This window comes from Sphingomonas sp. F9_3S_D5_B_2, from assembly GCF_054263715.1.
The window spans coordinates 406,635-419,372 of sequence record NZ_JBSZFB010000003.1 but is presented as its reverse complement, the minus strand read 5'-3'; the positions used below and the strand labels follow the sequence as shown (position 1 = coordinate 419,372).

Genomic DNA, 12,738 nt, shown 5'->3' with positions numbered 1-12,738 from the left:
ACTTCGGCGCCGCTGCGCCGGGGAAGGGACAGTCATGCGCAAGCAGATGATGGAAAACGCCGCTTACGAAGTCGCCACCCAGATTCGCGCCGTCGAGGAGAGTATCGAGGCCGCGCTCGTCGAACTGGCCGAGCTGCAGACCAAGATGGTCCACGCGCGCACGGTCACGAATGCCGGCTTCACCGCCAGCCACGCCGCCTTCCAGGAGCTTGGGGCAACCACCCGCGACCTGATCGCCGCTCGCGGCAGCATCGGAAGCTGCCATTCAGCGCTCGTCGAGACGAAGCGCACCATCCCCGGACTGCGCACGGTCGGATGGGGCGATGACGGCGACTGCCCGCCGGCGAGCGGAAGCGCGCGCGCCGACCTGCGAATCGTCGCCTGACAGGGGCTTTGACCGGGCCACGGCGATGTGGTCCAGTCGTTCAACAATGCCGCATCAATATTTCTTCCGGGCCCTACTTGTTCTCAGCTGCGGCTACGCGCTTTGGCGAGGCCGCGGCGACGAGCGGGTGGTCGCGGCCGTCTGCCTGGGAGCGACGCTCGCTTCCCGGGCCGCGTTTTCGCCGCTGAGCGTCCGTTACACGGGCGTCGAGATGGGCCTGCTGCTGGTCGACCTGGCGGTGTTGGCGAGCTTCGTTGCCGTTGCACTCCGCTCGACCCGCTTCTGGCCGTTGTGGGTCGCAGGCCTGCAACTGACGAGCACGATGGCGCACGTCCTCAAGGCGATCGACGTCCGACTGATCCCGCTCGCCTATGGCGCGGCAATCGCCTTCTGGAGCTATCCGATCCTGATCATCCTGGCGGTCGGCACCTGGCGGGCGCATCGTCGCACGGGACCAATGCCCGATGCCGAAGCGGGCGCCTATTGAGCGGTGCCTGGCTGCTTAGAAGCGGCCGAAGCTCTGGTTATTGGCCTTGCGCCCGAAGCCGCCGGGCGCAGCGCGCGTCATCAGCGGGTTCGTCGCCTTGTCGAACAGCTCGACGGTATCCGCGAACAGGGCCCGCAACTTGACGACCTGCGGGACGAGCTCGTCGGGGAAGCGGTGCGTTTCCACGCACAGCCGCGAGGTCGATTCGATCAGTTCCGCGATCTTGGCGAGCGGCTCTGCGCCGAGCTGGCGCGATTCGCCTTTTATGGTGTGCGCCGGGAGCACGAGCGCGACCGTGTTCTCCTCGCGCATGGCCTGCTCGATCTGCGACACGGACTTGGCGCCGTCCTCACGGAAATAGCTGAGAATTCGGATGAAGCTGGGCCCCAGTTCCGTTCGGTACTTCTCGAAAAGTGCCCAGTCGACGATGTCGAGCGTGTCGTCGTTCAATGCCTTTTCCTCGATCCCGATCACCGCGGGCATGGTCCCACGGGAATGGATTAGGCCGCAAAGAGTAAACTTTGGCTTATCGGCGCTCAGCGACGGTCGCGGTCGAAGGGGTTGCTTCGCCCGCGGAACTCGAGCCGCACCGGCACGGCACCGAGATTGAGGTCCCGCCGGAGTGCGTTCACCAGGTATCGGCGATAGCTCTCCGGGAGTTCATCGGTGCGATTGCCGAACACCACGAAACTCGGCGGCCGTGACTTCACCTGGGTGATGTAACGAAGCTTGATCCGCTTGCCCTTTGGAGCAGGCGGCGGGTTGGTGTCAGTCGCAGCCTCGAACCAGCGGTTGAGCTCGCCCGTACCGACGCGGCGGCTCCATGCCTCGCGGAGGTCGAATGCGACTTCCAGGAGCGTGTCGGTGCCCTTGCCGGTCTTGGCGGACACGGTGAGCAGGGGCACGTCGCGAAGCTGGGCGAGACCTTCCTGGAGCGCCGCCTTGATGCCATTGAACAGCGAGGAGGCATTCTCCGCGACGTCCCATTTGTTGAGCGCGATGATCAGCGCGCGACCTTCTTCCAGCACCTGGCTCGCGATGCGCAGGTCCTGAGCCTCAAGCCCGCGCGTCGCGTCGAGCAGGAGGACGACCACTTCCGCATAGTCGATAGCCCGCTTGGTGTCGTTCGCAGACAGGCGCTCGAGCTTGTCTTCGACCTTGGCGCGCTTGCGCAACCCGGCGGTGTCGACAAGCCGGACCGGGCGGCCGTTCCACTCCCAGTCGAGGCTGATCGAATCACGGGTGATCCCGGCCTCCGGTCCCGTGATCATACGCTCCTGGCCCAGCATGCGGTTGACCAGCGTCGACTTGCCGGCGTTCGGGCGGCCAACGATGGCGATCTTGAGCGTCGCGCCTTCGCCGGGCTCCTCTTCCTCTTCGAGCTCGTCTCGCTCGACCAGCGGCAGCAGCGCTCCGAACAGGTCGGCGACGCCTTCGCCATGCTCGGCGCTGATGGCGATCGGTTCGCCAAGCCCAAGCCGGTAGGCGTCGAGGATCCCGGACTCGCCGGCACGGCTTTCGGCCTTGTTGCCGACGACCACGACGGGCGTCGATTCCGCCCGGAGCCAGCGGCCGATTTCCTCGTCGAGCGGCGTAAGACCCTCACGCGCATCAATCAGAAACAGCGCGACGTCGGCATCACGCACAGCGGCCTCCGTCTGCTGTCGCATGCGTCCGGGAAGTGTCTGCGGGTCCTCGTCCTCGAAGCCGGCGGTGTCGATCACCCGGAACTCGAGCCCGAGCAGCTTCGCGTCACCCTCGCGCCGGTCACGGGTGACCCCTGGGCGGTCGTCCACCAACGCGAGACGCTTGCCGACCAGCCGGTTGAAAAGGGTCGACTTGCCGACGTTCGGGCGGCCGACGATTGCGACGGTGGGCACTGGCATTGCGCGCGCCTAGCCGAAGCGCATCGCCATTGCGAGAAGCGCTTCGGAGCCGCGGTGACGCTCTTTAACGGAAGGCGCTCAGGCGGCCCTGGTCGTCGAGGATGTAAAGAGTCGAATTGGCGACGACGGGCGCAAGGCTTGCCCCTGCACCGGCAGTCGTCTGGCTGAGGAAGGAGCCGTTGGTCGGGTCGATGTGGACGATCACGCCGTTCGAGCCGGTCAGCACGAGGCGCCCGCCCGCGAGCACGGGACCTGAATAGTCGATCTGGCCCTTCTTCGACTTCGCCTTCTGGAACTGCGGCAGCTTCTGGATCCAGCGGACGTGTCCGTTCGCACGGGAGATGCAGAGCAGGCGGGCGTCGTTGGTCACGACCCACACCCAGTCGGCCGTCACCCACGGCGTCGCAATGCCGGCGATGTTGAGCTCCCAGATGCGCTGGCCGCTGGTGATGTCGAGCGCGACCATGCGGCCGCCCTGACCGACGGCGATTACCTGGCCACGATCGATGACCGGATCGGCGTCGACGTCCAGCAGCGACGAGACGCTGGTCGTGACTCCGGTGCGCTGCAGAGCATCCTGCCAGACCTGGCGCCCGTTCTCGTAGCGGTAGGCGTTGAGTTCACCCGAGGAGAAGCCGGCGACGACGGTCCCCTGCCCGACCGCGGGCGAGGCGGAGCCGAAGATCCCCGCGACTTCCAGCGAAGCGGCGGCCGACCAGTTGGTCGAGCCGTCCGATTCCTTCAGCGAGTAGATCTGGTTGTCCTGGCTGACCACGTAGATGGCGCCGTTGGAGACCGTCGGCGCGCCACGCAGTGGTCCGCCCGGGCGCACTTTCCAGACGATCCCGCCGGTGCGCACATCGAGGGCAGAGACGTAGCCGAGGCCGTTCTCCGCGTAGATCATGCCGTTGTCGTAGGCGATGCCGCCGCCGTAGAGCGACCGCTCGTTACCCTTGTCGACGGGCGTCTGACTTTCCCAGATGCGGGCGCCGCTCTGGCCGTCGAAGGCGCGCACGGTCCCGAGCGTGTCGATGACGTAGACGCGACCCTCGGCAACAACGGGCTGCGAAGCCAGCCGGGCAGTGACGACGCTGCCACGCCCGGCCTGCACGGTGAAGGCGCGGCTGAGCGAGCGGCCGAGCGCCAGGTGGCCCATCGACTTGGTCGGATTGCCGCCGGACTGGGTCCATTCGGTGTTCACCGCCGGATCTGGAAGACTCATCGGCAGAGCCGCAGTGGCCGGGTCGACTTCGATGTCGCCCTCGGCCGCGAGAACGGGAATGCGTTCGCCGAGGACCGGCGTGGTCGGAGTCGACTTCTTCAGCAGGCTGCAGCCGCCGGCGGCAAGCGCCAGGGACATGAGCAATCCCGCGTGGATGCTGTTCATTCTCTTCATCGTCTATCCTACTGTGCGCGTGCCGACGGGATCGCGTCGCTTGCATCGACCCCGAGCGTGCTGGCGATTTGAATGGAGCGCGCGCGGATTGCGTCAGGAACGCTCTTGTCCCGTGCCATCGCTCCGAAAACGCGTCCGGCCTGGTCCTTCTTGCCCTGCTTGATCAGTGCGATCGCGGTCATCTCTCCGGCGCTTCCGAACCACGGCGTGCCGGGTTTCGCGAGCGGCTCCAGGCGGGAGATGACGTCCTGCGGCGGGAGTGAGTCAAACTCGAGCGCCGTCTGGCGGATCAGCGCGAGGTCGCGAAATGATTTCGGGAGTCCGTCGTCGCCGGCGATCTCTCGGTATTTGGCGAGCGCGAGCTTGGTTTCGCCCTGCTGGATCGCAAGCGCTGCGCGGCCGAACATAGCCGAGGCGCGGACGCCCTTACTGCTGCTGTCGGAGAGCTTGTCGAGCTGCTGGGGAGCAGTGCGCGTGTTACCGGCATCGATGCTGGTGTAGACCTGAGCGAGCTGCTCAACCTGCTCCTGCGCCTTGCGGCCGCGATATTCGTGCCAGAAAATCAGGCCGCCGCAGACTGCGAGGAACAGGATCACGGCGCCAATCAGCAGACCGGCATTGTCCTTCGCGAAATCCCGAACCTGATCGCGACGCAGATTCTCGTCGACTTCGCGGACGAAGGTGTCGCTCTGGTCGGGAGTCAGCGCCAAATTTGCCTCGAGATAGAATGGACGGTCGGTGCCGGCGGCTTCCTTCCGCAATGCAGATTAACGGAAGCTGGCGGCCAACCGTCTACCTGCTAAGCGCTGAAACGCAAGATTTCAGACGACCTAGGCTCCTGCTTTCGGACGGTAGGTCTGGTCGGGAGTCGGGAAGGTGCGGGCGCGGACTTCGGCGGCATAGCCTGCCGCCGCTTCGCCAATGCGGGATGCGAGGTCGTCGTAGCGCTTCACGAAGCGTGGCGTGCGCTCGAACAGACCGAGCATGTCGTCGGTGACGAGCACTTGCCCGTCGCAGTCGGCCGAGGCGCCAATGCCGATCACCGGAGGCGCAACGTTGCGCGAAACGTCGCTGGCGATCTGTTCGAGAACGCCTTCGACCACGATGCAGAAAGCGCCCGCATCGGCGACAGCCCGCGCGTCGGCGAGGATCTTGCTTGCCTCCTCGTCCTCGCGGCCGCGAGCCCCGTAGCCGCCGAGGACGTTCACCGCCTGGGGCGTGAGGCCGACATGGCCGATTACCGGAATGCCGCGCGTCGCCAGGAAGGCGATGGTCGGCGCCATCGCGTCGCCGCCTTCGAGCTTCACGGCGGCGCAGCCGGTCTCCTTGAGGATGCGGGAAGCGTTGGCGAACGCCTGCTCGGGCGACCCCTCATAGCTGCCAAACGGCATGTCGACGCCGACCAGCGCATGCCAGCTGCCGCGAACCACGGCAGCACCGTGCGCGCACATCATCTCCATCGTAACGGGGATGGTGGACGGCAGCCCGTAAATGACCTGGCCGAGGCTGTCCCCGACCAGCAGCATGTCGCAATGCGGATCGAGCAGCTGGGCCATCCGCATGGTGTATGCGGTGAGCATCACGATCGGCTGTTCGGTGGCAAAGCCATTGTCCGAGGCGAGCTTGCGCGAACGGATCGCCGGCACTGTCGTGCGCTTGCCCGGCACCGGCGACGGAGTCGCCCGGCTGGTGCTGGTGTCCATGGTGAAGGTCGACATTGCCGACCCTTAGCCGCCGTGAGCTACCGCAGCCACCCTTGGCCACACGCCCGGCGTGCGAAAGCGTAGATCAACGCGACGATCGCGGTGACGACGACTCCGGCGATGATGTCGGCGCTGCTCACGGCATCCCGGACCGCCGGCACCAGCGCGTATGGGATGAAGGTGAAGACCGTCCCGACGAGCGAGAGCAGCAGCACCGGCTCGGCAAGGCGGTTGCGCATGAGCAGGAGCACGGCGCCCGCCAGGCCCGACCAGACTGCGACGGCATAAGCGCCCTTCATCCAGATCGGCCGCGCAGCCATCAGCTCCTGTTGCTGTGCGCCCAGCGACTGGGGGTCCATGACCAGGTCCATCACATAGCCGGCGACGCCGACCAGCATGAACAGGAGAGACGCAATCGCAGCAGCCAGGAACCAGCGCGGTACGGCGCGAGAAGCGTAGGCGTCTTCCATGGAGCCCCCTCTCCGATGAACCCGCATTGTAGCGCAAATGCGTGCGTGCTCAAAACGCCTAGATTGCGCCGCCGAGCCGTTGCTCCCAGCCCGCGCCTTGGGCCAGCGAAATGGAATCGAGCACCGCCGTGCTCTGGTCGCGTAGGATCGTGAATGCACGTCGGATCGCGCAGGTGGCTTCGTCCTGGCAGTCACCACACGGAGCGTAGAAGTTGACACTTGCGCAGGAGACCAGGGCGATCGGCCCCTCCATGCTGCGCACGATCTCGCCAAACGAAATCAGCTCCGGCTCACGGGCGAGCTGATAGCCGCCCTTGGGCCCACGGGCGCTCTTCACGAGGCCGGCTTTTTTCAGATCGAGCATGATGAGCTCGAGATATTTCGGCGGCACGCGCTGGGTTTCGGCGATGCGGCCAAGTTGCACTGGGACACCGCCGCCCTCTTCGACCAGGAACAGCAGCGAACGCAGAGCATAACGGGTCTTCTGGGCGAGCACCCGCGAAAGGTAGCGCAAGGGGAGCCAAGCGCAACTGCCGGGCCGCGTCCTCCATGGACAACTCTTAATGCGCCCGACAGGTGGGGGAGATGCGCCGGACCCTGACCCCCCGGGGTCAGCAAGTCCGACCGCCCGGCGTGCGCGTTCCCCCGTGACGCCGGGCGGACCAGGGCCAAGGCAATGAACTGCATTTAACCTGTCATCCAGCGGCCCGCAGGAGCGGCGTTCGTAGGCATAATGGCACCGGCAGCTGCCGGATTTTCAGGAGGCTTCAATGAAACGACTGATTGCGACACTCGCTGCCCTTGGCCTGATCGCTACTCCGGCGCTCGCTGCACCGGCCAAGGCCGCCAAGACGATCACGACGACCAACAAGGCGGGCACGGTCAAGGCGACGACGACCGTCACGACCAAGGTTACGCCCGTGGCTGCGAAGGCCAAGGCAGGCGCGAAGACGCACGCCCGGGTCAGCCATGCCCGTATCGCTGCCAAAAAGACCACCGCAGCGGCAAAGAAGTAGTCGCATCGAAACCGCGCGGTGCGGCGACGATGCCCGAACTCGATGCCCATCCGCGCCGCGCGGTCCCCACTGTTGCCGACGGCAAGCTGTCGGACGTAGACATTTCCACCGGAGAGCCCATGGGCCGCAAAATACTGCTCGTTGAAGACGACGCCGAGACCGCCGCTTACCTGGCCAAAGGCCTTGGTCAGGAGGGCCATAGCGTCGAGATCGCCGGCAATGGTCAGGAGGGGCTGTTCCGCGGCAGCGACGGCAGTTTCGACCTCATCATCCTCGACCGCATGCTTCCGGTGCTTGACGGTATAGCGGTTCTGAAAGCGCTCCGAGCTGCGCAGGTGACCACGCCGGTGCTGGTCCTGTCGGCGCTTGCCTCGGTCGGCGACAGGATCGACGGGCTGGAGTCCGGATCCGACGACTATCTCGTCAAGCCATTCTCCTTTGCCGAGCTGCTGGCCCGCGTGAACGCGCTGCTGCGGCGCCGCGAGGCGCGGCTCAACCCGGCCGATCACCGGCTGACGGTTGGCGATCTCGAAATCGATCCGCTTGCACGCTCAGTGAAGCGCGGCGGCAAGAAGATCGAGCTCAAGCCGCGCGAATATCTTCTGCTGGAATATTTCGCCCGCAACGAAGGCCGTGTGGTAACCCGCACCATGCTTCTGGAGCAGGTGTGGGACTATCATTTTGACCCAGGCACGAACGTCATCGATGTGCATGTGAGCCGGCTTCGCCGCAAGCTCGAGGACGGGTTCGAGCGGCCGCTGCTGCACACCGTGCGAGGTGCCGGCTACATGTTGGCGGCCTAGCGCGGGTGCCGACAAGCGTCCGGATCGCCCTGCTGGCAGGGCTTCTCGCACTCGTTTCGAACCTCGCCGTCCTCGGCTTCATCTACTGGCGAACGCACGATGAGGCAGCCTCCGCGCTGCGCCGGCAGGTGATCGAGCAGGGCGCGGTGCTTGCCGACGTTTATCGGACCGGCGGCATGACCGCGCTTCAGGATGCAATCCAGGACAGCACATCCTTCGGAGACCCTCAAACGGCCGTCGCGCTGTTCGATGCTTCCGGGCACCAACAGGTCGGAAACCTCGCCTCGCTGCCAAGCTCGCAGGGCCGGCTTCGCGAGGGATTCCGGAACGGTCTTCTGCGGTTCCAGGGCGCGACGACGCCGGAGCAGGCTGCACTCGACTTCCGGCATTTGCCGACCGGCCAGTGGCTGGTCAGTGGCCGGACTGTCGCGGACAGCTTCGCGCTGCGCCAGACGATCGAACGATCCCTGCTGATCGCCCTTGCGGTGGCCGTGCTGCTCGGCCTCGCGTGCGGTGTCATCCTGGCCAACTATGTCGGGCGCCGGATCGGCGGCATCGTCGAGGTGACCAGCCGCATCACCGCGCGCGACCTCAGCCGTCGTGTTCCCCTGTCGAACAATGGCGACGCCTTCGACCGTCTTGGCCACCGCATCAACGAGATGCTCGACCGCATCTCGACCCTGATGGACGAGTTGCGGATGGTGACCGACACGCTGGCGCACGATTTGCGCTCACCGGTAGGCCGCTTGCGCGCCGCAGCCCATGCGGCAGCGGAGACGAGTGATCCGGGCGAGCGCGACCAGCACCTGGGCAACCTCCTCCGCCAAGCGGACTCCCTGACTCGCATGCTCGCGACGGCGCTTGAGATCAGCCGTTCGGAAGCCATGACCGGGCGCGAGCAGTTCGCGTGGTTCGACGTCGGCGAGCTGACCGCCGAGCTCTGCGAGATGTACGAGCCGGTCGCGGAAGAGGCCGGCGCCCGCCTCGACATCGAGCGTACCGCCGGCGCTCTGCCGATCTTCGGCCACCGCCAGCTGATTGCGCAAGCGGTGAGCAACCTCGTCGAGAACGCCATCCGCTATGGCGCCGAGGGAGGCGACATCCACCTCCTCACCATCAAGGAGAAGCGGCGGCTGATCATCGCAGTGACCGATCGTGGACCGGGCATACCGGCGGAGCGCCGGACCGAGGCGCTGCGGCGCTTCGGACGTCTGGACTCCAGCCGTTCGGACGAGGGGGCGGGACTGGGCCTGGCGCTCGTGCGGTCCATTGCCCACCTGCATGGCGGCGAGCTGGTGCTCGAGGAAAATGCACCGGGCCTGATCGCCATGCTGCAGCTGCCGGTCTCGGACCAGGCGCCACCCTCCGAGGCTCCGGTCACGCAGCCGGTCTGAAGCGAACAGGCGTTGCGGCAGACCGTTGCCGCAGGCCCCGCAACACGCAGCCGCGGCGCCGTTCGTTCGTTGTGCGGTGGACGGCCGTGAGGGCCGCCTTTGCACCGGCACGGAGACGAACAGCATGGCACACGGATATCTGGGCGACGGCTATGGCAAATACGGCGATCGCGACCCTGACGGCGGCCGCGAAAACGATCGCGGCGACTGGCGCGGGGAGCATCGCGACGAGTGGCGCGAGCGTGGCCGCCAGGGTGAATATCGTGGTGAGCGAGGCCGCGGCGGCGGCGACTCCCGCTTCATGTTCGAAGGGCGCGATCGTGTCGACGACTGGCAGGGGCAGCGTGGCGGCGGTTGGGACCAATCACGCGATCGCGGCGGCGACGACCGCGGCTTCTTCTCGCAGACGGCGGAGCAGGCGCGCGAGTGGTTCCGTGACGACGAGCATGATTATCGGCCGAACGGACAGCAGCGCAGTGGCGGCGGTAGCTGGGGCGGGCAGCAGGGCCAATCGCGCCAGCAGCCGAGCGGCCAGAACCGTCAGTTCGGCAGCCACCAGGACGATCATTACCTGAGCTGGCGGCAGCAGCAGATGGACGCGCTGGACCGCGACTATCAGGACTATTGCCGGGAGCGGCAGCAGCAGTTCCATCAGGACTTCAGCAGCTGGCGCAGCAACCGCCAGTCGAGCGGTTCAGGCGGCGGTTCGCAGCAATCGGCGCAGGACACAGAGCTGGAGCTCAACGCCCAGCACAACATGGATGGGACGGCGGGCACGACAACCGACCCGGGCAACGAGCCGCAGTCGACGATCGAGCCGAACAGCGCCGCGACGCTTGGCACCAACAACAGCGAGAACAGCTTCGGCGGCCGCGGCGGCTGACGATGCGTTTGGACTGGCGAGGTCCTGATGGGCCTCGCCGGCCTTCCTAGCCTTCGATGACGAGCTTCGTGCCGACCGTTGTCATGTCGTAGAGCTTCGCCGCAAACTTCAGCGGCAAGCGAATGCAGCCGTGGCTTGCCGGGCGTCCGGGGTTCGGGCCGGCGTGGAAGGCGATGCCCTTCTCGTCGTACATCTGCATGAACGGCATGGGCGCATTGTCGTACTTGCGGCTGTGGCCGAGCTTCTGCTTGCGGATGACCGACCAGAAGCCGAGCGGCGTCTCACGCCCCTTCTTGCCGCTGGAGATTGTCGTCACGCCGACCAAGGCGTCGCCCTGATAGACGTAGAAGAGCTGGCTGAGCAGGTCGACGACGACGCGAGTGTCCTTCTCCTTGGGCATGCTGGTCGCCCAGAGATATTCCCCGGGTTTCAGGTGCAGCGGGCCGAACAAGGCCACGGCATCTTCGTGCGCGCGCGGCGCACTGCCCTGCGTCCACTTGTAGGGAAGCTGGTTCTTCGGCGCTGCCGGCAACGGCGTTTGGGCAACCTTCGGTGCGGGTGCTGTCTGGCACCCCGCAATCATTGCCGCCGCTGCCGCGGGCACCGTGCACTTCAAAAGCTTGCGCAAGCCCATTCCCGGCCCTCCTCCGATGGCCGAACCAGCCGCAGCGCGCGCCAAGAGTCAAGCGGGCGGCTAACCGGAAGTTACTGATTAACTGGGCGAAACCGCTGCTTACGAGAGGGCGGTTACTCCCACTCGATCGTGCCCGGCGGCTTCGAAGTGTAGTCATAGACGACGCGGTTGATGCCGGAGACCTCGTTGACGATCCGCGTCGCGACTCGGCTGAGGAACGCGGAGTCGAACGGGTAGACGTCGGCGGTCATGCCATCGACGCTGGTCACCGCGCGAAGACCGCAGACGTAGTCGTAGGTGCGGTAGTCGCCCATGACCCCGACGGTCCTCACGGGAAGCAGCACCGCGAAGGCCTGCCAGATCGCATCATAAAGACCGGCGTTGCGTATTTCCTCGAGGTAGACGGCGTCGGCTTTGCGCAGGATGTCGCACTTCTCCTGAGTGACTTCGCCGGGGATCCGGATCGCCAGGCCCGGGCCCGGGAACGGATGGCGACCCACGAAGGCTTCGGGAAGGCCCAGCTCGCGGCCGAGTTCGCGAACCTCGTCCTTGAACAATTCGCGCAAGGGCTCGACCAGCTGCATGTTCATGCGCTCCGGAAGCCCGCCGACATTGTGATGGCTCTTGATGGTGACCGACGGACCGCCGGTGAAGCTGACGCTTTCGATCACATCCGGGTACAAAGTGCCCTGCGCCAGGAAGTCGGCGCCGCCGATCTTCTTCGCTTCGGCTTCAAACACGTCGATGAAGGTCTTGCCGATGAACTTGCGCTTGGCTTCCGGGCCGCCGACGCCGGCCAGGCCGCCGAGGAAGTCGGCGCTGGCGTCGACGTGGACCAGCGGGATGTTGTAGCTGTTGCGGAACAGGGAAACGACTTGCTCCGCCTCGCCGAGCCGCATGAGGCCGTGGTCCACGAACACGCAGGTCAGCTGCTCACCGATTGCTTCGTGGATGAGGACGGCAGCAACGGCGCTGTCGACGCCCCCCGAGAGCCCGCATATGACCTTGCCGGTGCCGACCTGCTGGCGGATGTCGGCGATCTTGGCCTGACGGTAGCTCGCCATCGACCAGTTGCCCGCACAGCCGCAGACGTGACGCACGAAATTGGCGAGCAGCTTGCCGCCGTCGGGCGTGTGCACGACCTCCGGGTGAAACATCAGCGAGTAGCGCCGCGCGCCTTCGTTCGTCGCGATGGCGTAAGGCGCACCTTCCGAGCGGGCGACGACTTCGAACCCGGGCGCGAGCGTCTCGACGCGGTCGCCGTGGCTCATCCACACCTGGTGCTTCTCGCCGACCTCCCACAATCCGTCGAACAGGGCGGAGGGCGCGGCGATCTCGATGAAGGCGCGGCCGAACTCCTTCTGGTCAGAAGTCACGACCTTGCCGCCGAGCTGTTGATGGAGCGTCTGCTGGCCGTAGCAGATGCCGAGCAGCGGCAAGCCGCTGTCGAACATGACCTGGGGAGCGCGGGGGCTGTCTTCCGCAGTGACTGAGGCCGGTCCGCCCGAGAAGATGACTCCCTTTGGCTGGAGCCGATCGAAAGCCGCTTCGGCAGCGTTGAAGGGAGCGATCTCGCAATAGACCCCCGCCTCCCGCACCCGGCGTGCGATGAGCTGCGTCACCTGGCTGCCAAAGTCGACGATGAGGATCGATTCTGTGGGCTGGACCGTCATGGCGGGCG

The 12,738-nt window shown here is 66.0% G+C and carries 15 protein-coding genes; 6 read left to right on the top strand and 9 right to left on the bottom strand.

Annotated elements, in window-relative coordinates:
* Positions 1-34 precede the first annotated feature (34 nt).
* Positions 35-385, top strand: coding sequence for a hypothetical protein (locus ACUXST_RS10735; RefSeq protein ID WP_458389965.1), 351 nt, complete (start codon positions 35-37; stop codon positions 383-385).
* Positions 386-431: 46 nt separating this feature from the next.
* The gene (locus ACUXST_RS10730) at positions 432-872 is read left to right on the top strand and encodes a hypothetical protein (RefSeq protein ID WP_458389964.1); all 441 of its coding nucleotides are present in this window, start codon (positions 432-434) and stop codon (positions 870-872) included.
* A 15-nt stretch (positions 873-887) separates the two neighbouring features.
* Here the strand turns inward: ACUXST_RS10730 and ACUXST_RS10725 are convergent, their stop codons facing one another.
* The 7 genes from ACUXST_RS10725 to ACUXST_RS10695 form a co-directional block, all read right to left on the bottom strand.
* Positions 888-1,355: an Hpt domain-containing protein gene (locus tag ACUXST_RS10725; RefSeq protein WP_458389963.1), complete on the bottom strand. Its 468-nt coding sequence runs from the start codon at positions 1,353-1,355 to the stop codon at positions 888-890.
* 53 nt (positions 1,356-1,408) lie between these two features.
* On the bottom strand, positions 1,409-2,758 hold the full coding sequence (der, locus tag ACUXST_RS10720) for a ribosome biogenesis GTPase Der (RefSeq protein WP_458389962.1): 1,350 nt from the start codon (positions 2,756-2,758) through the stop codon (positions 1,409-1,411).
* 64 nt (positions 2,759-2,822) lie between these two features.
* On the bottom strand, positions 2,823-4,154 hold the full coding sequence (locus tag ACUXST_RS10715; protein WP_458389961.1) for an outer membrane protein assembly factor BamB family protein: 1,332 nt from the start codon (positions 4,152-4,154) through the stop codon (positions 2,823-2,825).
* An 8-nt stretch (positions 4,155-4,162) separates the two neighbouring features.
* The gene (locus ACUXST_RS10710; RefSeq protein ID WP_458389960.1) at positions 4,163-4,915 is read right to left on the bottom strand and encodes a tetratricopeptide repeat protein; all 753 of its coding nucleotides are present in this window, start codon (positions 4,913-4,915) and stop codon (positions 4,163-4,165) included.
* 69 nt (positions 4,916-4,984) lie between these two features.
* On the bottom strand, positions 4,985-5,872 hold the full coding sequence (panB, locus tag ACUXST_RS10705) for a 3-methyl-2-oxobutanoate hydroxymethyltransferase (RefSeq protein ID WP_458389959.1): 888 nt from the start codon (positions 5,870-5,872) through the stop codon (positions 4,985-4,987).
* A gap of 23 nt (positions 5,873-5,895) precedes the next feature.
* Complete coding sequence (locus ACUXST_RS10700; RefSeq protein ID WP_458389958.1) at positions 5,896-6,327, bottom strand: hypothetical protein; 432 nt, start codon at positions 6,325-6,327, stop codon at positions 5,896-5,898.
* A 58-nt stretch (positions 6,328-6,385) separates the two neighbouring features.
* Positions 6,386-6,841, bottom strand: a complete 456-nt coding sequence (locus ACUXST_RS10695; protein WP_458389957.1) for an RrF2 family transcriptional regulator — start codon at positions 6,839-6,841, stop codon at positions 6,386-6,388.
* A 256-nt stretch (positions 6,842-7,097) separates the two neighbouring features.
* Here ACUXST_RS10695 and ACUXST_RS10690 point away from each other — a divergent pair, with 256 nt between their 5' ends.
* The 4 genes from ACUXST_RS10690 (at position 7,098) to ACUXST_RS10675 (ending at position 10,423) form a co-directional block, all read left to right on the top strand.
* Positions 7,098-7,343, top strand: coding sequence for a hypothetical protein (locus tag ACUXST_RS10690; RefSeq protein WP_458389956.1), 246 nt, complete (start codon positions 7,098-7,100; stop codon positions 7,341-7,343).
* A 119-nt stretch (positions 7,344-7,462) separates the two neighbouring features.
* Positions 7,463-8,146 carry a winged helix-turn-helix domain-containing protein gene (locus ACUXST_RS10685; protein ID WP_458390053.1) on the top strand — a complete coding sequence of 228 codons (684 nt, stop codon included), beginning with the start codon at positions 7,463-7,465 and terminating at the stop codon, positions 8,144-8,146.
* Between the two features lie 5 nt (positions 8,147-8,151).
* Positions 8,152-9,540 (top strand): sensor histidine kinase, encoded by a 1,389-nt coding sequence (locus ACUXST_RS10680; RefSeq protein ID WP_458389955.1) that lies wholly within the window; start codon positions 8,152-8,154, stop codon positions 9,538-9,540.
* A 124-nt stretch (positions 9,541-9,664) separates the two neighbouring features.
* A complete protein-coding gene (locus tag ACUXST_RS10675; RefSeq protein ID WP_458389954.1) occupies positions 9,665-10,423 on the top strand; it encodes a hypothetical protein in 759 nt (252 codons plus the stop codon).
* Positions 10,424-10,469: 46 nt separating this feature from the next.
* Here the strand turns inward: ACUXST_RS10675 and ACUXST_RS10670 are convergent, their stop codons facing one another.
* Both ACUXST_RS10670 and guaA read right to left on the bottom strand, forming a co-directional pair.
* On the bottom strand, positions 10,470-11,057 hold the full coding sequence (locus ACUXST_RS10670; protein WP_458389953.1) for a L,D-transpeptidase family protein: 588 nt from the start codon (positions 11,055-11,057) through the stop codon (positions 10,470-10,472).
* A gap of 113 nt (positions 11,058-11,170) precedes the next feature.
* On the bottom strand, positions 11,171-12,730 hold the full coding sequence (gene guaA, locus ACUXST_RS10665) for a glutamine-hydrolyzing GMP synthase (RefSeq protein WP_458389952.1): 1,560 nt from the start codon (positions 12,728-12,730) through the stop codon (positions 11,171-11,173).
* Positions 12,731-12,738 lie beyond the last annotated feature (8 nt).